Below are 19994 nucleotides of genomic sequence, written 5' to 3' on the forward strand. Positions count from 1 at the left end.
AAAGTGGGAACCGGTTTTCGGATAAGATCATGCTCCACCAAAGCTAGCCGCGATGGTTGGAGAAGGCCGCCAGCGCATCGACAAATGGCTGTTCTTCTCGCGCGCGGTGAAGTCGCGGTCCTTGGCGGCAAAGGTCGTCGTCGCGGGACGCGTCCGCATCAATCGCGACAAAGCAGCGCAGGCCTCGGATCTGGTCAAGCCCGGCGACGTGCTCACCATCATGCTCGAGCGCCGTATCCTCGTCTGGAAGGTGCTGAACTGTGGCGCCAGGCGCGGCCCGGCCGACGAGGCGCGGCTGCTTTACGAGGATCTGTCGCCGGCGCCGACACCCAAAGGCGAGGCGGTTCCGGACGCCGTTCCAGCCTTGCGCGAGGCCGGCAGCGGCCGCCCGACCAAACGCGAGCGGCGGCAGACCGACCGGCTGCTCGGCGACGACTGAGATATAGCCGGGCCGCGGCACGGCTGCAGCAATTCCAGGAAAACTGCGCAACGGTTGGGCTGGAGGACTTGGCCGAAGCTTTCCGGCTGGAATTCCATTCCGCGACACCGGCTCCGCCTGCAATCCCTGCCCTTGCATGCGGCGGGCAAAGGCGTTACCTCAGCCGAAAACCCAGCAAAATGGGACGTTCCGGAGCCTGCAATGACCTATGTCGTGACCGACAATTGCATCAAATGCAAATATATGGACTGCATCGAGGTCTGTCCGGTCGACTGTTTCTACGAGGGCGAGAACATGCTCGTCATCCATCCTGACGAGTGCATCGACTGCGGCGTCTGCGAGCCCGAATGCCCGGCCGACGCGATCAAGCCGGACACCGAGGGCGGCCTCGACAAATGGTTGCAGATCAATTCCGAATACGCCGAGAAGTGGCCCAATATCACCGCTAAGAAGGAGCCGCCGGCGGACGCCAAGACCTTCGACGGCGAGACCGGCAAGTTCGAGAAATATTTCTCGGCGGAGCCCGGCGAAGGCGATTGATATAGCGGCCGGGAATACCGGCATGACGCGGCGTAACCGGACCGATACAATTGCTGTCTTGACGGGCAGCGCTGCCGCTTGGCGTTAGCGAATGCAGCAAAACCTTGATTCTTCCGACTTTTTGTGTTACATCAACGAAACATGCCGGTGACACAACGTCGATTTATGGCGCTAACGCCCCAAATCACTGAAAGGTGAGCTTTTAGATCCGGACCAGAGCGATCTGGGGCAGGCGGTCGCATTCGTGCGATATGCCGGCCCTTGGCTTTTCCGGTGGGTTCATCCTGTTGCGCGGCTAACGGTCGGCTTTGCCGACCTCGTGGGTTCGAGCCGGCATGATGCCGGCTGCACAACTTAAGGAGTTCAGGGCGTAATGGCAACGATCACCCCGCAGAAGAAGTCCAACGCGGCTCGTCACGGGTTCAAGACCGGCGAATTCATCGTCTATCCGGCGCATGGCGTCGGCCAGATCGTGGCGATCGACGAGCAGGAAGTTGCGGGTCACAAGCTGGAACTGTTCGTCATCGATTTCCAGAAGGACAAGATGCGGCTGAAGGTGCCAGTCGCCAAGGCGACCTCGATCGGCATGCGCAAGCTGTCGGAAGAGGATTATGTCGACCGCGCGCTGAAGGTCGTGCAAGGCCGCGCCCGCATAAAGCGCACCATGTGGTCGCGCCGCGCCCAGGAATATGACGCCAAGATCAACTCGGGCGACCTGATCTCGATCTCGGAAGTTGTGCGCGACCTCTACCGCGCCGACAACCAGCCGGAGCAGTCCTATTCCGAGCGCCAGCTCTACGAAGCCGCGCTCGACCGCATGGCCCGCGAGATCGCCGCGGTGAACCGTATGTCGGAGACCGAGGCGGTGCGCCTCATCGAGGTCAACCTCAACAAGGGTCCGAAGCGCGGCGCCAAGGCCGACAACGAGGAAGCCGAGCAGGAAGAAGCTGCCTGAGCTTTTTCGCTTTTAAGTTTACGAAGAACCCGGCCTCGCGCCGGGTTTTTTGTTTCTGGTACCAATTCTACACCCCGCTGCCGCCTTCCCTCTGCGCCTCCTCTTGCCTGAGCGAGGCGATGAAGCGCTTGGTTCGCTCGCGCTCCGGATTGTCGAACACGACCGAAGCCGGGCCTTTCTCGACGATCGAGCCGGCGTCCAGAAACACCACCTCCTGCGCGATCTTGGAGGCGAGCCTGAGATCATGCGTGGCCATCACCATGGTCGTGCCTTCGCGTGCGAGCTGTCCGAGCACGTCTACCACTTCCTGCGCCAGTTCCGGATCGAGCGCAGAGGTAGGCTCGTCGCAGAGCAGCACGCGCGGCGACGGCGCCAGCGCCCGGGCGATCGCCACGCGCTGCTGCTGGCCGCCGGACAGCGTCGCCGGCCAGTCATCGGCCTTGTGAGCCATGCCGACCTTTTCGAGCAGCGCCATCGCCCGCTCGCGCGCCCTCGGCTCAGGCCATTTCAGCACCGTCACCAGCCCTTCCATGACATTCTCGATCGCTGTGCGATGCGGGAAAAGCTGAAAATTCTGGAACACCATGCCGGTCTGCAGGCGGATGCGCTGAATATCCTTGGCCGGCACCTTGCCACCCGGATGGAACGCAAGCGTCTCGTCGCCGATGCGCAGGGACCCGGACGTCGGGATTTCCAACAGGTTGATGCAGCGTAAGAGCGTGCTTTTGCCGCCGCCGGAAGGGCCGACCAGCGCAGTCACGCTGCCCTCGTCGAGGGTGACGGTCACGCCCTTCAGCACAAGATTGTCGCCGAAGCGCTTTTCGATGTTGCTGAGGCCGATCATGCGTTGGCCTCCAGGAACCCGCCATAGCGGTTTAGCCGCACTTCCAGCCGCGCCTGCAGCGCCGACAGAACCGAGCTCAACGCGAGATAGAGCGCGGCCGCCTCGACATAGAGGATCAGCGGCTCATAGGTGGTGGCGACGATGCGCTGCGCGGCCTGGAACATCTCGGGCACCGTGATCGCCGCCGCCAGCGAGGTATCCTTGACCAGCGAGATGAAGGTGTTGGAAAGCGGCGGCACGGCAACGCGGCCCGCCTGTGGCAGGATGGTGCGCCGCATCGCCTGGCTCCAGGTCATGCCGATCGAATAGGAAGCTTCCCATTGCCCCTTCGGCACCGAGCCGATGACGGCCCGGATGATCTCAGACGTATAGGCGCCGATGTTGAGCGTGAAGCCGATCAGCGCGGCGGGAAAGGCATCGAGCAGAATGCCGACCGACGGCAGGCCGTAGAAGATCAGGAACAACTGCACGAGCAGCGGCGTGCCGCGAAAAATCCAGACATAGAAGCGCACCATCGCGACCAGCGGCTTCGGGCCGAACAGCCGGATCAGCGCCGTCACCAGTCCGGCGATGAGCCCAAGCGCGAAGGACAGGAGCGTCAGCGGCACGGTGAAGATCAGCGCCGCCCACAACAGCGTCGGCAACGATTCCAGCATCAATTGCAGCCAGTGCGGCACGAAGCGCTTCTCCCTTCCAGATACGGCGGCGCGTCCCCCGTATGGACCGACTATCATGCAAAAACCGGCGGGCCGTCAAAGACGACCCCGATGAATGCCGTGCAAAAACAGCGGGCCGTCGAAGACGGCCCGCCGGTATCCGAGCAAGGGGACGATTGCCTTACTTCGAAACGTCCTGGCCGAAATACTTGTCGGCGATCTTCTGGTAGGTGCCGTCGGCCTTGATGTCGGCCAGCGCCTTGTTGATGGCCGCGACCAGCTCCGGATCGCCCTTGCGCACGATGACACCGGAATAATCGGCATTCTCTTCCTGCGCCGCGATCTTCACATTGGCGTCCGGCTTGTGCTTCTTGAAATCGAGGAAGGACAGGCTGTCATTGATCGTGGCGTCGGCGCGGCCGGTGAGCAGAAGCTGGATCGACTGGTCGAACCCGTCGGTGCCGACGAGCTCGGCGCCGTTCTTCTCGGCGAGCTTGCCGAAATTGGAGGTCAGCGACTGCGCCGACTTCTTGCCCTTGAGATCGGCGAAGGTCTTGATGTCGGTGTTGTCGCCACGCACGATCAGCACCGCCTTCGAGGCGATGTAGGGATCGGAGAAATCATACTTGGCCTTGCGCGCATCGGTGATGCCGACCTCGTTGATGACGGCGTCGTAGCGGTTGGCATCGAGGCCGGCGATCAGGCCGTCCCACTTGCCTTCAAGGAACTGAACCTTGACGCCGAGCTTGTCGCCGATGGCCTTGGCGATCTCGACGTCGAAGCCGACCAGCGCGTTGGACTCATCGTGATAGGTGAAGGGCGCATAGGTGCCCTCAGTGCCTACCTTGAGCACCCCGGCCTGCTTGATCTGGTCGAGATTGGCGCCGGCATAGCCGGCGGTGATCGCCAGAACCTGCAGCGTTCCGGCGAGAAGAAGCGGTTTGAGCCATTTCATTTTTCTGTGATCCCGTTTTGACCGGTGTCCCGGCGCGACTGTGCGAGCCGGAAACTGGCAGATAGAAGGCTGCAAAATAAGGAACCAGATTTCAAAAATCGGCTCTGCCAGAAATTTGATTCTCTAAACCGCCGAGAATTCACCAGAAGGCTTTCCCGGCAGATAACAGAATGCTTCCGTCGGCACCATCTACCCCCTCGGGCGGCGGAACCATCCATGCGCCTGACACGTTGCATGGCTGTTGTAGGGCGCGGCGGCATCTTTTCAACCGCTATACGCGCAATCGTCGCAAAAGGAGCCGGCATGATCGAAGACGCGGCAGGACGGACATTGGTCCGGGCGGCAATGAAGGCTCCATACCTCGAGCGCGACGAGGAGCATGTTCTTGCGCTTCGTTGGAAGGAAGAGAACGACCAGCATGCGCTGCACAGGATCACTGTCGCCCATATGCGCCTTGTGATCTCCATGGCCTCGAAATTCCGCCATTACGGCCTGCCGCTCGGCGATCTCATTCAGGAGGGGCATGTCGGCCTGCTCGAGGCGGCCGCCCGTTTCGAACCCGCGCGCGAAGTACGCTTCTCGACCTATGCCACCTGGTGGATCCGCGCCTCGATGCAGGATTACATCCTGCGCAACTGGTCGATCGTACGCGGCGGCACCAGTTCCGCGCAGAAGGCGCTGTTCTTCAATCTCAGGCGTCTGCGCGCGCGCCTCGCCAACGGCACCGAGCCGCTCTCCAACGCCTCGCTCTACCGCGAGGTCTCGGCGGCGCTGGGCGTGCCGGAGGCGGACGTGGCGATGATGGATTCGCGCCTGTCTTCCCCCGACAGCTCGCTCAACGCGCCTTTGGCCGACGAGAACGGCGCTGCCGAGCGGATGGATTTCCTGGTCTCCGAAGACCCGCTTCCCGACGAAATCGTCGGCGAGAGGATCGACGTCCAGCGCCGCGCTATCTGGCTGCGGAGCGCGCTCGGCGCGCTCAACGCCCGGGAGCTTCGCATCATCGAGGAGCGCAGGCTGAGCGATGACGGCGCCACGCTGGAATCGCTTGGCGAACAGCTCGGCATCTCCAAGGAGCGCGTCCGCCAGATCGAGGCGCGCGCCATGGAAAAGCTGAAGCTGGCGCTGGTGAAGCAAAATCCTGAATTCCTGGCGGAAGCCGCCTGAAGCTAGTCCGGGCCAAGCTCAAAGATTAAGAAATTTATTAATAAGAGCACGCCGTCATCGGGGCAATTTTTCCTCGGTAATAACTAGGATTGTGAGCTCTTTAACAGACTGTTGCGCCGCAATCGGCTTTTTGACTCCTCCAGATCACACCACATGGGGGATTTGCCATGCTGCGATGCTGCGCGCTGATTGCACTCTTGATCCTCGTGGGTCTCACGACGTTTCAAGCGCATGCCGAGCGAAGGGTTGCCCTTGTGATCGGCAATTCGCAATACCGCGAAATCCCGACGCTCAAGAACCCGGACAAGGACGCGGAGAACGTGTCGAGGACATTCCGGCTGGCCGGCTTCGAGGTGTTCGCCGCCAAGGACCTGACCAAGCTTCAGTTCGAAGAACGGTTCCGCAACTATCTGGCGGCGGCGGACGGCGCCGATCTGGCGGTCGTCTATTATTCGGGGCACGGCTTCCAGATCGGCGGAGAGAATTTCCTGATCCCGGTCGATGCGTCGCTGAAAGATGCGGCCGACATGGAGGTCCAGGCCATCAAGGTCAATGACATATTGCGGCAGCTACGCTCGAGATCGAAGGTCCAGATGATCATCCTCGACGCCTGTCGCAACGATCCTTTCCCGCGCAAGGACTATTGGCTGCGCGACCAGTTGATCGTCGCCGGCGGCAGCGGCCTTGCGCAGGTAACGGGTTCGCAGAACACGCTGATTGCCTTTGCCACCGAGCCGGGGGCGGTCGCCTATGACGGGTCGGGCGACCTCAGCCCGTTTTCGTCGTCCTTCTCCCGCCGTGCGCTGACGCCGGACCAGGAGATACGCTCGGTGATGGCGGCCGTCCGCCGCGACGTGGTCAAGGCCACCAACGGCAAGCAGGTTCCGTGGGAGAACTCCTCGCTGATCGACGACGTCGTGCTGATGCGCGGGGCGGAGCAACCGGCGCCGCCGCCGGAAGCTGAGCAGGACCAGCAGACGGCGGAACGCGGAATCCAGATCGCGGCGGCTGCCGAAGCGATGGATAATCGCGACATCCGTGTCCCGCTCGGCGTCGGTCCGGTTCCGCTGAAACTGGAGCTTCCGGCCAAGGATGCCTCTATTAGCCTCAAGCTTGCGAGCTACCCGGCGGCCGGCACGCTGTCCCTGCCCGATCGTGTGCTTTCGCCGCAATCGAGCCTGACGGCCGCCGAGATCGACAAACTGCGCTACGAGCCGCAGATCGGTTCGGTCGCGCCCGTCGAAGTCGGCTTCGATATCCGCGCGGGCAGCGCCGCGAAGCGGTCGACGATGCAACTCTCGCCGAGCGTCGACCCTTGCGACCAAGCCGCCGGCGAGCCGCTCGACCTGCAGGGCGTTGTCTCGGGCCGCTTGCCGAACGAGATCGGCGGCGGAGCTGTCGAAGCTTGCGAGGCGGCGGTGAAGTCCTATCCCGAGATTGCGCGCTTCCGCTACGAGTTGGGGCGGGCACTGCTAGCGTCGGGCCGGATCGACGAAGCGAGGAATGTGATCCAGGAGGCGGCCGATAAGGGGCACGTCCGTGCCGTGTACGAGCTCGGCTACATCGCCGCATCCGGAATGAGCGCGGCTCCGGATTTGACCAAGGCCAACAGCCTCTATGCGCAGGCGTCGGACAAGGGAGATCCCTACGGCATGACTGCCTTGGGGCGCGCTTTGTTCGACGGTGTCGGCGTCCAGCGCGACACCGGCAAGGGACTGGACCTGCTGCTCCAGGCAGCGGCGATGGGGCATGTCGATGCCACCAAGGACCTTGCGGTGATCTTCAAGGAAGGCCGCAACGGCGTGCCCGCCGATCCGGCGCGCGCCTTGGCTTTCCTCCGAGCCGGCATCGACCGGCAGGAGGCTTATTCGATGGCCATTCTCGGTCTCTCGCCCAAGCGTAGCGAAAAGACGGTCCCGGTGTGCAAGCCCAAGGTGGTGACCAAAGTGGTCACGAAGATAAAGGTGGTCCGTACCCCCGCGCCAAAAGCGCCGCCACCGGTCACCAAGATACCGGCCAAGCGCATACCGAACGGCACCGGATCCGCATCTTGGCGTGGCAATGGCGGCGATCACCCCGAGCCCCGCGGCGGCGGATCTGACAGCGGCAGCACCGACGGTGACAGCACCGGCAGCACCGACACTGGCAGCACCGGCACTGGCAGTACCGGCAGCACTGACTCCGGCAGCACCGACACTGGCAGCACCGGCAGCACTGATTCCGGCGGCACTGATACTGGCAGCACCGGCGGCTCTGACGGGATCAGATAGCAGCAGCGATGGCGTGGACGCAGCCAACCGAACGGCAGCGTCGAGAGAGCATGATCCCGATAAGTGGGAACCGGTTTCGGACGACATCATGCTCCAACAAGGATCGTGATGGCGATTCAACGAAACGCCATCACCATCAAGCGGAAGCCGCCGGAAAGCGGGACGTCGGTCTTATTTGTCGGTGACGATCTTGACCTTGTCGCCGGACGACACAGTCGCGCCCGGCGACATGGCGTTGAGCACGCGGAACAGATCGAGCTTGCGGTCGACGCCGACCATCTGCGCGGCGAGCGAGCCCATGGTCTGGCCGGCCTGGACGGTGACGACCCGGATATGCAGCGGTTTCAGCGCCGCCTTCTCGGCCGGGCTCAGCACGCGGAAGGAACCGCTGACCGAGCGCGCCACCGGGTCCAGCGAAGTGCTGGCCGAGGGCGCGGCCGTCAGCAGCCTGTAGACCTGGCCGCCGGCGCGGATCACCGCGATGTCGAACTGCCAGCCTTGCGCGCTGGCATGCGCCGTCGCCGCGTCGTTGCCGTTGATCGTGTCCTGGCGCACGCTGGCGTCTTCCAGCCCCGCGACCCAGCCGCTGCGGATGTAATCGGTGAGCGAGACGGACTTGTCGATCGCCACGCCGTCGAAGCGGATGGCGATGTCGCCCGGCCCGGTCGCGGTCACGGCGGCCGCCGAATTGTCGATGACGAAACCGTCCGGCACGGTGAACGAGACGCCGAGATTGGGATGCATGAAGGTCTGGCCGCGCACATAGCCTTCTTCCGGCGTGTCGCCGTAAAGCAGGCCGTCTATGCCGGCCAGAAATGCGTCGCGGTCGCGCGTGCCGACGCCGGGCGGGCCGAAATTGCGCGCCAGCCGCTGCGCCAATTCGATACGCTGCGGCGTGTTCGGGTGCGTCGCCAGGAAGTCGAGGCTGGCGTCGGTGGCGCCGCTCACCGAGCGGAAATCCGTATAGGCCGACATCGACTGCAGGAAGCGGCCGGCGGCATAGGGATCATAGCCCGCCTCACCGATCGACTTGATGCCGATGGCGTCGGCCTGCAGTTCCTGGTTGCGCGAGAATTGCGCGAGCCTGAGCTTGCCGCGGATCAGCGCCGCCTTGGCGGTCGGGCTGTCGCCGAGCACATCGGAGACCACCTTGGTCGCCAGGCCCTCCTCGGCTTCGAGCTGCTGCCGCTGCAGGCCGTGATTCGCGGTGACGTGGCCCATCTCATGCGCGATGACGGCGGCAAGCTCGGAGGAATCGTTGGCCAGCGCCAGCAGGCCCCGCGTCACATAGAGATAGCCGCCCGGCAGCGCAAAGGCGTTGACGTTGGGCGAGTTGAGGATGGTGATGCGATAGGTCTGGGTCGGGTTGGCCGACACCACCGTCAGATTGCCGACGACCTTGGCCACCATGCGTTCGAGCTTTGGGTCGGAATATTCGCCGCCATAGGTGGCGAGAATCCGCGGGTGCTGCGCCTTCGCCATCTCTGCGAGCTTGGCGTTGGCCACGACATTGTCGACGGTGATCGGCTTATCGGAAGGTTGGAAGCCGCTCTCCTGCACGTCCGGCGGCGTGAACATCTGGCAGCTCGCCAGCACGGCGACGCTCGCCAGCGCGAGAAATCGTGCCAGCGGCTTCATCCACACCTTCTCAGCGCCGCTCGACAGGTCGGCTTCCTTTCCAAATCTTTCGGCAAATCACGGCCCATCCGGACCAGCATGGCCGGACCTAGCCATACTCCCCCGGACAAGGCAAGGAAACGCCGGATCGCCCATTGCCGGTTTGGCCATAAATTATGTCCGCTTCCGGGCAACATGTTGTGATCCGGCAACGGTGCCGCCTCGATCGCCGATATAGCGTCTGAATGCATCCGGTCCAGACCGATCGAAGAAATCCTCGGCCGGCCCGGCTGCCGCGATCGTGCCTTCGTCGAGAAATGCCACGTCCTGCCCGATGCGGCGCGCATCTTCCGGCTGATGCGTCACGAACAACACCGTCATTTCGCGCTCGGCATGAATGCCAGCCACAAGGTCCAGCATATCGTCGCGCAGCGCCGGGCCGAGCGACGCGAAAGGTTCGTCGAGCAGCAAAACGGGCCGGTCGCGCAGCAGCACGCGCGCCAGCGCCACGCGCTGCCGCTCGCCGCCGGAAAGCTCGCGCGGCAGCCGCTTTTCCTTACCGGCAAGACCAACCCGCGCCAGCGCCTCGGCGACCCCGGCGCGATCGGCGTCGCCGAGTTTCAGCGATGGCGAGCGGCCGAGCCCGACATTGGCTTCGACGGAAAGATGCGCAAACAAATTGTTTTCCTGGAACACCATCGACACCGGCCGCGCCGAAGGCGGCGTGTTTCCGAGACCGACGCCGCCGATCAGGACCTTGCCCGCATCGGGCACTTCGAAGCCGGCTATCAGATTGAGCAGCGTCGACTTGCCGGAGCCGCTCGGCCCCATGATGGCGGTGATCCTGCCGGCTGCGAATTCGGCGTCGAAGCTGAAGGAGGATTCGCCATAGCTGAACGAGACGCCATCCAGCGCGACGGGGAGACCCTTTTGCGCGGCGATGCCGTCGATGGTCGTCGTCATGACTTTCCTTCCCGCCCCAGCCAGTCCGCGGCGACCACCAGCATCAGGCAGACGAGGCCGAGCAGCAAGGCAAGTCCCGCGGCGTCGGCTGTCCGGTAGCTGCTCATGCGCGCCAAAAGCAGATAGGGCAAGGTCTGCACGGAATCGCTGCCGAACAGCGCGATCACGCCGAGATCGCCAAGCGATAGCGCCATGGCGAAGGCAAAGCCGGTCGCCAAAGGCCGCCTGAGCGACGGCCAGTCTATCAGGCTGAGCCGGTTCCAGCCGGATATGCCGAGCGCCAGGCAAAGCCGCTCATGGCGTTCGCTCGCCGCGTCATAGGCCGGGCGAACGGCGCGGATGGCGAAGGGCATCGCCATCACCGCGTTGACGGCGACGACCATGACCGGCGCGATGGCAAAGACATCGGTGACGTGGCGCAGCGCCAGGAACCAGCCGGCGCCAAGCACGATCGGCGGCACGACGAGCACGAAGCCGGCGCCGGTGTCGGCGGCATATTCGAGCAGGCCCATGGCCCCGCCTGCCCGGCGCCGCAGGGCCAGCGCGCGCCGTGCCGCGATCAGCGCCAGCGACAGCGTCACGCTGAGAAGCGCTGCAAGCAGGGCAAGGCCCGCGCTGGTGAGGGTGGCGCGGCGCACCGCTTCCTCGCCTGCCAGCCGGCCGAGATCGGCCTCCAGGCCTGAAAGCAGCGTCGCCGCCATCGGTCCGGCGACGAACAGCAGGGCAAGCATGATGAGGCCTGCATTCAACGCGCTTTCCATTCGGCCCGCCGAAAGGTAGCGGCGCGGCGCGACCGGCAGATTGGCGTCGCCGACCGTGTTGGCGCCGAGCCGCGTGAGTGCTGCGACCACGACGAAGGTGAGCGCGATCTGAAGAAACGTCAGCGTTACGGCCCGCGCAGGATCGAAATCGAAGCGCAGCGCTTGGTAGATGGCCACTTCCAGCGTCGTCGCGGCCGGACCGCCGCCGAGCGTCAGCACGATGGTGAAGGAGGTGATGCAGAGCATGAAGACCAGCCCGGCAATCCCCGGCAGCGCCGCGCGCAGCACCGGCCATTCGATCAGCCGGAAGGCCGGCCAGGCACTCATGCCGAGTTGGCTCGCCAGCCGCCACTGGTCGGCGGGCACGGTGCCCAGCGCCTCGAGGAACAGGCGCGTCGCCAACGGCAGGTTGAAGAAGACATGCGCGACAAGGATGCCGGAGAGGCCGTAGATCCCCGGCCAATCCGCACCGCCAAGTCCGGCGAAGACGCCGGCAAAATATCCGGCCCGACCGTAGAGCGCCAGGATGCCGAGCGCGGCGACGATCGCCGGCAAGGCCAGCGGCACGGTGAACAATTGCAGGATCAGGCGGCGTCCCGGGAAACTTGGGTGCCTCGACAAAGCGCGCGCCACGAGCAGCGTCGGCGCGACCGACAGCAGCGTCGAGAGAGCCGCCTGCCACAGCGTGAAGCGGGCGACGCGCAGGAGATAATTGTCGAAGGCGGCGGCAGCGCCGGAGAGATCGTGCGCGCCTTCGACGGCGAGGCCGGCGAAGCCACCGCCGATGAGGAGGGCGATGGCTGCGAGCGCGACGACGCCGGCGGTGACGCGGGAGTCAGGGTGCACGGCGGCTTGCACGTTGCACCGTGGTGGAATTCAGCAAACGCCGCGTTCCTTCGCGCCCCCCTCTGTCCTGCCGGACATCTCCCCCACAAGGGGGGAGATCAGCAGCGCCCGCGCCTCGCTCATCACTGCAACGTTGCCAGTTGGCGAAACCGCCGATGACGGCCAATCTCCCCCCCTGTGGAGGAGATGTCCGGCAGGACAGAGGGGGGCGCCGTAGAGCGATCATCTTGCGCGAATAGCGATCCTACTTGCTCATCACCGCCAGCCACTCATCCACCCACGCCTTGCGGTTGGCGGCGACCTCCTGCGGGCTGAACAGCAAGGTCTTGGTCGGCTTCACCAGTCTGTCGAAGGCCGGGTTGAGCGGCTTGTCGGTCTTGCCGGCTGGGAACATCCAGTTGGTTTCCGGAATGACATCCTGGAATTTCGGTCCGGTCATGAAGGCGATGAACTTTTGCGCCAGCGGGTTCTTCGCGCCCGTCGTGGTGATGCCGGCAACCTCGATCTGCAGGTATTCGCCTTCCTCGAACGAGGCGGCCTGGTAGCGCTCGGTGTTCTCGGCCACCATATGGTAGGCCGGCGAGGTGGTGTAGGACAGCACCATCGGCGCCTCGCCCTTGGTGAACAGGCCATAGGCCTCGCTCCAGCCCGGCGTCACCGTCAGGACCTTGGTCTTGAGCTTTGCCCAGGCCTCCGGCGCCTTGTCGCCATAGACCGACTTCACCCACAAGAGCAGCCCGAGACCGGGCGTCGAGGTGCGCGGGTCCTGGATGACGATCTTGTCCGTGCCGGCGCCTTCGATCAGCTCCTTCAGGCTCTTCGGCGGGACTTTAAGCTTCTGCGTGTCATAGACGACGGCGAAATAGCCGTAGTCGAAAGGCACGAAAGTGTCGTCGCTCCAGCCTCCAGGCACGTCGATGGCGGAGACTTCGCCATGCGGCGCGAACAGTCCGCTCGCCTTGGCATCGGCGGTGAGATTGGTGTCGAGGCCGAGCACGATGTCGGCCTTGGTGCCGGCGCCTTCGAGCTTGACGCGGTTGAGGAGCGCCACGCCGTCGGCCACCGAGACGAATTCGAGATCGCAGCCGCATTCGGCCTCGAATTCCTTCTTCACCGCCGGGCCGGGACCCCAATCGGCGGTAAAGCTTTCATAGGTATAGACGGTGAGCTTGTCCTTCGCAGCGGCAGGCGCGACGCCCGCCAGAAGCGAAACTAAGCCGGTTGCGAGAATGAGATGGGACAGTATTGCGCGCATATCGGCGCCTCCTTCGTTCGAGTGACAAGGAATTGAGGCGCCGGATGGTCCGAAACGTCTAATCCCTCCGCCGGTACAAACCGGATCAGGTTCAGCGGGTTGGCTTGATCGCCTCTCAGCCGGATCACGTCCGGCACCCCGTTAGAGCGTTTCGACAGATAGGCCCGGCCGAAGCGGCGCGCAAGCGGAAGTTTGCCGGGCAGCTAATGTTCGCCGGTACCCTCGCAGCCGAAGCGCACGGCATCCCGCTTCCGTTTCGCCCGACGGGCTGGTAAGGGCGACGGCCATGGGCACATTCACCATCCTGCTTGGCGGCGAGCTTGTCCGCACGCCCCGGCTCGAACGCCAGATCGAAGGCTCGCGCGTCATCGCCGCCGATGCCGGCATCGGCCATGCCCGCATGCTTGGACTTGTCCCCGAACTTTGGGTCGGCGATTTCGACTCGGTGCCGGCGAACCTGCCGGATGACCTCGCCGCCGTGCCGCGAAAAGTCTTTCCGGCCGAGAAGGACATGACCGATGGCGAGCTCGCCATAGCGGAAGCGCTTCAGCGTGGCGCCACCAGCCTCGTGTTGGCCGGCGCCTTTGGCGGCAAGCGCGCCGACCATGCCTTCCTGCATCTGGCGCTGGCCGTGCGGCTGGCCGAGGCTGGCACGACCGTGCTGCTGACCAGTGGCGCGCAGGAAGGCGCTCCCATCCTGCCCAGCAAGGCCAGCTTCGACTATGACGACGGCACCTTGTTTTCGGTGCTCGGCTTTTCCGACCTGTCCGGCCTGACGGTCACCGGCGCCAAATGGCCGCTCGACCGCGTCGAGGTGGCGTTCGGTTCCTCGCTCACTATATCAAATGAGGTCAAAGGGCAGCTTGGCATCGCGCTGGAGCGCGGCCGGGCCCTGCTTCTGGCCCACCCCTATCCTCTTCCAGAAAGTTGACATGGCGCCGCCACTCCTCAACCTCGACGGCATTAAACTGACTTTCGGCGGCACCCCGCTGCTCGACGGCGCGGCGCTCAGCGCATCCGCCGGCGAGAAGATCGCGCTGGTCGGACGCAACGGCTCGGGCAAGTCGACGCTGCTCAAGATCGCCGCCGGGATGATCGAGCCGCAGGATGGCGAGGTGTTCCGCCAGCCCTCGGCCACGGTCCGCTATCTGCCGCAGATGCCGGACATGGACGGCTTCGCCGACGTGCGCGCCTATGTCGAGGCGGGCCTTGGCCCAGCCGACGATCCGCATCGCGCCACCTATCTGATGGACCATCTTGGCCTGACCGGCGAGGAGCGGCCGAACGACCTGTCCGGCGGCGAGGCGCGCCGCGCCGCCCTTGCCCGCGTCATGGCGCCGGAACCCGACATCCTGCTCCTCGACGAGCCGACCAACCATCTCGATCTTTCGGTGATTGAATGGCTGGAAGAAGAGCTCGCTCGTACCTCCTCCGCGGTGATCCTGATCTCGCATGACCGCCGGTTTCTCGAGCGCGTCACGCGCGCCACTGTCTGGCTGGACCGCGGCCAGACGCGGCGGCTGGACAAGGGCTTTGCGCATTTCGAGGAATGGCGCGACCAGGTGCTGGAAGAGGAAGAGCGCGACCAGCGCAAGCTCGGCCGCCAGATCGTGCGCGAGGAACATTGGCTGCGCTATGGCGTGACCGCCAGGCGCAAGCGCAACATGCGCCGCCTCGGCGAGTTGCAAACCATGCGCCAGCGCTTCCGCAGCCATCGCGGCGCAGAGGGCACCGCGACGATGGTGGCCAGCGACGCCGCCGAGTCCGGCAAGCTGGTGATCGAGGCCAGGAACATCGACAAGAGCTTTGGCGATCTCACCGTGGTCAAGGGGTTCTCGACCCGCATCCAGCGCGGCGACCGCGTCGGCCTGGTCGGCCCGAACGGCGCCGGCAAGACGACATTGTTGAAGATGCTGACCGGCGAGCTGGCGCCGGACGCCGGCACCGTGCGGCTTGGCGTCAATCTCGATATTGCGACGCTCGATCAGAAGCGCGAGGCCGTCGATCCGCAGGAGACGCTGGCGCATTACCTCACCGACGGACGCGGCGAGAACCTTGTCGTCAATGGCGAGCAGCGTCATGTCGTCTCCTACATGAAGGATTTCATGTTCAAGCCGGAGCAGGCCCGCACGCCGGTGCGCGAGCTTTCCGGCGGCGAACGCGCGCGGCTGCTTTTGGCCCGCGTGCTGGCGCGGCCGGCGAACCTTCTGGTGCTGGACGAACCGACCAACGATCTCGACATGGAGACGCTGGAGCTGCTGCAGGAGCTTGTCGCGGGCTTTGCCGGAACCGTGATACTGGTCAGCCACGACCGCGACTTCCTTGACCGCACCGTCACCAGCGTGATCGCGCCGGACGGCGGCGGCCGCTGGATCGAATATGCCGGCGGCTATTCCGACATGCTGGCGCAGCGCGGCGGCTCCAGGCTGGAAGACCGCAAGGCAAAGTCCAAGACCGAGGCGAGCGAGGCTGGACCGAAAGCCGAACCGGCGGCCACCAAAGGCGCCGCGAAAAAGCTCTCGTTCAAGCAGAAATTTGCACTGGATTCGCTGCCTAAGAAGATCGAAGCGGTGACGGCCTCGATCTCGCGACTGGAGAACAACATCGCCGACCCCTCCTTCTACGAGCGCGATCCCGCCTCGTTCCAGAAAACTGTCGCCGCGCTCGACAAGGAGCGCACGACGCTTGCCGCGCTCGAGGAAGAGTGGCTGGAACTGGAGATGCTGCGCGAAGAGATGGAAGGGTAGGCTTGCCTGCACGTTCTATGCGCTTATATTATGCGCATGGAATAGAGAGGCTGCCGTGCTCCAATCAACTGCGAAACCGCAACGCAAATCGGTAAACACCTCGATCGATTCGAGATTGATCGAGGAGGCCAAGGCATTGGGTATCAATATGTCCCGCGCCGCCGAGCAAGGAATCGCCAAGGCAATTTCTGCCGAGAAGATCCGGCGCTGGCAGGAGGAGAACAAGGAAGCGCTCGAAAGCTCTAACGAATACGTCAAGCGTAACGGTCTGCCTTTGGCCAAGTACCGGCTGTTTTGATGGCTCGCTACGATTTCTACCGAAGCCCGGGAAGCGACGGTTATCTCCTCGATGTCCAGTCCGACATACTAGAACAGCTCGATACCAACGTCGTCGTTCCCCTTCTGCCCCCCAACATCGCACCGCTGCCGGCACGCAGGCTGAACCCGATCTTCAGGATCGATGGCAAGGAACACGTTATGGTCACTCAGTTCATTTCGGCTGTGACGGCTTCCGAATTGCGGGCGGCAGAAGGAAACCTTGGCAGGCATCATGACGAGATCGTCGCCGCTCTCGACATGCTGTTTCAGGGCTTCTGAGCGGCGGCTTAAAACCGCCGCTGCCATCACCCCGATGTCTTCGCCGCCCAGGCCTTCAGCGCCTCGTCAAAAACCTTCTCGCCGGGGATGCCCTTTTCCATGGTGAGCAGGGCGCGGCGTCCGGTCTTGTAGACCACCGGCACGTCGATCCAGGCCTGGCCTCTCAGCAGCGTCAGGTTGGCGTCCTCGTCGGCCTTGGTGTCGTTGAGCGCGACGAGGAAGAAGCCGTCGGCGATCTTGGCCGGGATGCCGATCAGCGGGCTGCCGGCATCCTGTTCGGAGCTCTTCATGGCGATGCGCAGGATGTTGTCGACGCCGCCGCCGTCGAACCCTTCCGGCGTCAGGAAGATCATCTCGATGATGTGGCTGGCGGGCAGTGTCTGGTCGGTGTTGCGCCGGATCGTCATGCGCAGCTGGATATTCTTGCCCGGAATCGTCGCCTCGGCTCGGATCGCCGGTTCCGGCGGCAGGTCGCCGCCGGGCGATTCCTGCACAAGCGACCACACGATGCCGCCTGGCTCGGCCGTGCCCTGCTGCGTGCTGGTGCGCTCCTCATAGAAGATCGCCTTCTGCCCGACTGGCACCGTTGCCTCGGCGGTCGCAGGCGCCGGCGCAGCCGGTGTCGTGCCCGCAGGCGGCGGCGTTGTCGCTGCCGCAGGCGGCGTGGCGCCGGCCGCGGGCGGCGTTGCCGCGTTAGCCGCCGGCGGTGTGGTTCCGGCTGCGGGCGGCGTTGGATTGGCCGCGTCGGTCGCCGGCGCTCCGGTGGCAGGCGCCTCAGGCGTCGGCGTGGCCGGAGCAGGCGCGGCCGGAGCGGCCGCTGCCGGAGCAGGCGGGGTCGTCGCCGGCGTAGCCGGCGGCCGCGAGGTCAGCGCCGCGACGGATTCGCCTTCGCCGATCGTGGGCTGTCCGCCGGCCGGGCCGGGATCCGTCTCCTTGCCCTCGGGCGTCAGGCGTTGCGTGAATTTGTTGGTGTCGGCCGCCTCGCCGGCGCCGGACGCAGCCGGCGCGGCCGCCGTCTCCGTCGCCGGCTTGGCCGGAGCCGGCTTGACCAGCGGCTCTGTCGAGGCCGTCTTGCTGCCACCGCCGCCAAGGCCGAAGAGCGACCCGAACGCATTCTTGTTCAGCCATATGCCGTAGCCGCCGCCGGCCAGCACCAGGAGCGCGACGACGGCGGCGATCAAGCCGCCATAGCTGCGCTTGCGCTTTTGCTGTGGCCGCAGGCGCTGGAAGGTATCGGCCGCCGGCTGCTCGTCATTGGCAAAGACATCGCTGCCGTCATCGGCATCGTCCATGCCCGCCAGGCCTACATCGTCTTCGCGCGGCGACGGCATCGGCGGCGGCGCCTTCTGCCAGGCTGGTTCCGCCTTTGGCGCGGTCTGCCAGTTCGGCTCGGTCCTTGCCGTGTTCTGCCAGACTGGCTCGTCCTTCGCAGGGATTTGCCGCGCGGGTTCCGCCTTCGGCCCGCTTTGCCAGCTTGGTTCGGTCCTGGCGGGCGCGGGCGACGGCCTGAACGGCTCGGACTTGAACGGATCCGGCTTGGCGGGTTCCGGCGCCGCCGGCTGGCGGGAATGGCTCGGCTGGTTCTTGTTGCGGTCGATGGAGGAGAAAATATGCTCCAGCTCCGCCAGCGGATCCTCAGCCGGAACGCGTTTGACATACTCGCGCTCGACACTGGAAATGGCGTCTTCCAGCGAGCGCTTCTGCTTGCTGACGACATCGGGCGCAAGCGGCGGGGAATACTCGGCCAGTTTCTTTGCCAGCACCGCGCGGGCGCCGTCGTATATCTGCTTGCGCATCTCGAACGAAGGGTCGGCCTTCTTGTCGAGCTGCTTTTTCAGAACACTAACGAAATCTGCCATGCGTCAGGTGACCTGCATTCTTTTCCCGCCAGCCGCAAATCAGCCATAGCGCCGGGAAGGGCTGTGAAACTAGTCTTGAAACGGGTCAGTCACAAGTATTGTGTCGTCCCGCTCGGGGCTGGTGGAGAGCAACGCCACGGGGGCACCGATCAGCTCCTCGATATGGCGGACATATTTGACGGCTTGCGCCGGCAAATCGTTCCAGCTTCTGGCGCCGGCCGTGGTTCCCTTCCAGCCTTCGAGCGTCTCGTAGACGGGCTTGACCCGCGCTTGCGCGCCCTGGCTGGCCGGCAGGTAATCGATCGTCTCGCCGTCGAGGCGATAGCCCGTGCAGACCTTGATCTCGTCGAGCCCGTCGAGCACGTCGAGCTTGGTGAGAGCGATGCCCTTGATGCCGTTGACGGCGACGGCCTGGCGCACCAGCACGGCGTCGAACCAGCCGCAGCGGCGCTTGCGGCCGGTGACGACGCCGAACTCGTGGCCGCGCGTGCCGAGGAACTCGCCGATCTCGTTCTTCTGCTCGGTCGGGAACGGCCCTTCGCCGACGCGCGTCGTGTAGGCCTTGGTGATGCCGAGCACATAGCCGATGACGCCGGGGCCTACGCCCGAACCGGCGGCGGCCTGCCCGGCCACGGTGTTGGATGAGGTGACGAAGGGATAGGTGCCGTGGTCGATGTCGAGCAGCGTGCCCTGCGCGCCCTCGAACAGGATGCGTTCGCCGGCGCGGCGCCTGTCGTCGAGCACCTTCCAGACGCGGTCCATGTAAGGCAGGATCTCGGCGGCCACCGAGGTCAGTTCCTGCATGATCGCCTCATGCGTCGCTTCGGCATGACCGAGCCCGCGGCGCAGCGCATTGTGATGCGTCAGCAACCTGTCGACCTTCAAGGGCAGCGTTTCCAGATCCGCCAAATCCATCACCCGCACCGCGCGCCGGCCCACCTTGTCCTCATAGGCGGGGCCGATGCCGCGTCGTGTCGTGCCAATCTTGGTTCCTGAATTCGAGGCTGCGTCTTCGCGCAATCCGTCCAGCTCCCGGTGCAGGGACAGGATAAGCGCGGTGTTTTCGGCTATTTTCAGGCGTTCCGGCGTGACCTCCACGCCCTGCTCCTTGAGCTTCTTGGCTTCGGCGACGAAGGCATGCGGATCGAACACCACGCCGTTGCCGATGATCGAAAGCTTGCCCTGTCTGACCACGCCGGAGGGCAGCAGCGACAGCTTGTAGATCGTGCCGTCGACGACCAGCGTGTGGCCGGCATTGTGGCCGCCCTGGAAGCGCACGACCACATCGGCCCGTTCCGACAGCCAGTCGACGATCTTGCCCTTGCCTTCGTCACCCCATTGCGAGCCGACGACCACCACATTGGCCATGTTCTTTTCCCTTGAAATGCCGCGCGGGCGGCCTGAAACGACAGGCCTCTATAGCGTCAAGCGACGGCTGGCGCGACCCTTTCTTTGCCGCCGAAACCATCGTTGGAGCATGACCCGAACCGAAGGCCGGCGAACCCAAAAAGCGGGAACAGGCT

18 protein-coding genes and 1 riboswitch are annotated in these 19994 nt (G+C 64.6%); of the genes, 9 read left to right on the top strand and 9 right to left on the bottom strand.

Features of this window, described 5'->3' with window-relative positions; translation table 11 throughout:
- Nucleotides 1-52: 52 nt before the first annotated feature.
- The 3 genes from FJ423_RS10990 (at nucleotide 53) to FJ423_RS11000 (ending at nucleotide 1934) form a co-directional block, all read left to right on the top strand.
- Nucleotides 53-439, top strand: coding sequence for an RNA-binding S4 domain-containing protein (locus tag FJ423_RS10990; protein ID WP_140841598.1), 387 nt, complete (start codon nucleotides 53-55; stop codon nucleotides 437-439).
- Between the two features lie 201 nt (nucleotides 440-640).
- Nucleotides 641-979, top strand: coding sequence for a ferredoxin FdxA (fdxA, locus tag FJ423_RS10995; RefSeq protein ID WP_095767304.1), 339 nt, complete (start codon nucleotides 641-643; stop codon nucleotides 977-979).
- A gap of 373 nt (nucleotides 980-1352) precedes the next feature.
- Complete coding sequence (locus FJ423_RS11000; RefSeq protein ID WP_040991750.1) at nucleotides 1353-1934, top strand: CarD family transcriptional regulator; 582 nt, start codon at nucleotides 1353-1355, stop codon at nucleotides 1932-1934.
- Nucleotides 1935-2001: 67 nt separating this feature from the next.
- Here FJ423_RS11000 and FJ423_RS11005 read toward each other — a convergent pair whose 3' ends face one another.
- The 3 genes from FJ423_RS11005 to FJ423_RS11015 all read right to left on the bottom strand — a co-directional run bounded on the left by FJ423_RS11005 (nucleotide 2002) and on the right by FJ423_RS11015 (nucleotide 4389).
- A complete protein-coding gene (locus tag FJ423_RS11005) occupies nucleotides 2002-2778 on the bottom strand; it encodes an amino acid ABC transporter ATP-binding protein (RefSeq protein ID WP_140841600.1) in 777 nt (258 codons plus the stop codon).
- Entirely contained in the window at nucleotides 2775-3455 is a 681-nt protein-coding gene (locus FJ423_RS11010) for an ABC transporter permease subunit (RefSeq protein ID WP_140841602.1), read from the bottom strand. The genes FJ423_RS11005 and FJ423_RS11010 overlap by 4 nt, the downstream gene beginning before the upstream one ends.
- Before the next feature lie 160 nt (nucleotides 3456-3615).
- The gene (locus FJ423_RS11015) at nucleotides 3616-4389 is read right to left on the bottom strand and encodes an amino acid ABC transporter substrate-binding protein (protein ID WP_095767302.1); all 774 of its coding nucleotides are present in this window, start codon (nucleotides 4387-4389) and stop codon (nucleotides 3616-3618) included.
- A gap of 303 nt (nucleotides 4390-4692) precedes the next feature.
- On the opposite strand from FJ423_RS11015, the gene FJ423_RS11020 reads away from it, so the two are divergent.
- Together FJ423_RS11020 and FJ423_RS11025 are read left to right on the top strand one after the other, a co-directional pair.
- Nucleotides 4693-5556, top strand: coding sequence for an RNA polymerase factor sigma-32 (locus FJ423_RS11020; RefSeq protein ID WP_140841604.1), 864 nt, complete (start codon nucleotides 4693-4695; stop codon nucleotides 5554-5556).
- Between the two features lie 167 nt (nucleotides 5557-5723).
- A complete protein-coding gene (locus tag FJ423_RS11025) occupies nucleotides 5724-7826 on the top strand; it encodes a caspase family protein (RefSeq protein ID WP_181174774.1) in 2103 nt (700 codons plus the stop codon).
- Between the two features lie 171 nt (nucleotides 7827-7997).
- Here FJ423_RS11025 and FJ423_RS11035 read toward each other — a convergent pair whose 3' ends face one another.
- The 4 genes from FJ423_RS11035 to thiB form a co-directional block, all read right to left on the bottom strand.
- Nucleotides 7998-9464: a M48 family metalloprotease gene (locus FJ423_RS11035; RefSeq protein ID WP_140841608.1), complete on the bottom strand. Its 1467-nt coding sequence runs from the start codon at nucleotides 9462-9464 to the stop codon at nucleotides 7998-8000.
- Nucleotides 9465-9617: 153 nt separating this feature from the next.
- Nucleotides 9618-10406 (bottom strand): thiamine ABC transporter ATP-binding protein, encoded by a 789-nt coding sequence (thiQ, locus tag FJ423_RS11040; RefSeq protein WP_140841610.1) that lies wholly within the window; start codon nucleotides 10404-10406, stop codon nucleotides 9618-9620.
- The gene (thiP, locus tag FJ423_RS11045; protein WP_246680139.1) at nucleotides 10403-12013 is read right to left on the bottom strand and encodes a thiamine/thiamine pyrophosphate ABC transporter permease; all 1611 of its coding nucleotides are present in this window, start codon (nucleotides 12011-12013) and stop codon (nucleotides 10403-10405) included. The genes thiQ and thiP overlap by 4 nt, the downstream gene beginning before the upstream one ends.
- Before the next feature lie 244 nt (nucleotides 12014-12257).
- On the bottom strand, nucleotides 12258-13268 hold the full coding sequence (gene thiB, locus FJ423_RS11055) for a thiamine ABC transporter substrate binding subunit (RefSeq protein ID WP_140841614.1): 1011 nt from the start codon (nucleotides 13266-13268) through the stop codon (nucleotides 12258-12260).
- Between the two features lie 45 nt (nucleotides 13269-13313).
- Nucleotides 13314-13419: riboswitch (TPP riboswitch) on the bottom strand.
- Nucleotides 13420-13554: 135 nt separating this feature from the next.
- Between thiB and FJ423_RS11060 the strand changes: the two genes are divergently transcribed.
- From FJ423_RS11060 to FJ423_RS11075, 4 genes are read left to right on the top strand one after another with little or no spacing between them, the layout of a single operon-like run.
- Complete coding sequence (locus FJ423_RS11060; protein WP_140841616.1) at nucleotides 13555-14199, top strand: thiamine diphosphokinase; 645 nt, start codon at nucleotides 13555-13557, stop codon at nucleotides 14197-14199.
- A gap of 1 nt (nucleotide 14200) precedes the next feature.
- Nucleotides 14201-16015: an ABC-F family ATP-binding cassette domain-containing protein gene (locus tag FJ423_RS11065; protein ID WP_140841618.1), complete on the top strand. Its 1815-nt coding sequence runs from the start codon at nucleotides 14201-14203 to the stop codon at nucleotides 16013-16015.
- Nucleotides 16016-16070: 55 nt separating this feature from the next.
- A complete protein-coding gene (locus FJ423_RS11070; RefSeq protein ID WP_095767295.1) occupies nucleotides 16071-16313 on the top strand; it encodes a type II toxin-antitoxin system CcdA family antitoxin in 243 nt (80 codons plus the stop codon).
- Entirely contained in the window at nucleotides 16313-16612 is a 300-nt protein-coding gene (locus tag FJ423_RS11075; RefSeq protein ID WP_140841620.1) for a CcdB family protein, read from the top strand. The genes FJ423_RS11070 and FJ423_RS11075 overlap by 1 nt, the downstream gene beginning before the upstream one ends.
- Before the next feature lie 26 nt (nucleotides 16613-16638).
- Here the strand turns inward: FJ423_RS11075 and FJ423_RS11080 are convergent, their stop codons facing one another.
- Both FJ423_RS11080 and FJ423_RS11085 read right to left on the bottom strand, forming a co-directional pair.
- On the bottom strand, nucleotides 16639-18471 hold the full coding sequence (locus FJ423_RS11080) for a hypothetical protein (RefSeq protein ID WP_140841622.1): 1833 nt from the start codon (nucleotides 18469-18471) through the stop codon (nucleotides 16639-16641).
- Nucleotides 18472-18540: 69 nt separating this feature from the next.
- Nucleotides 18541-19839 (bottom strand): adenylosuccinate synthase, encoded by a 1299-nt coding sequence (locus FJ423_RS11085; RefSeq protein WP_140841624.1) that lies wholly within the window; start codon nucleotides 19837-19839, stop codon nucleotides 18541-18543.
- Between the last annotated feature and the right edge of the window lie 155 nt (nucleotides 19840-19994).

Origin of the sequence: Mesorhizobium sp. B2-8-9 (genome assembly GCF_006439475.1) — a bacterium.
GTDB lineage: Bacteria > Pseudomonadota > Alphaproteobacteria > Rhizobiales > Rhizobiaceae > Mesorhizobium.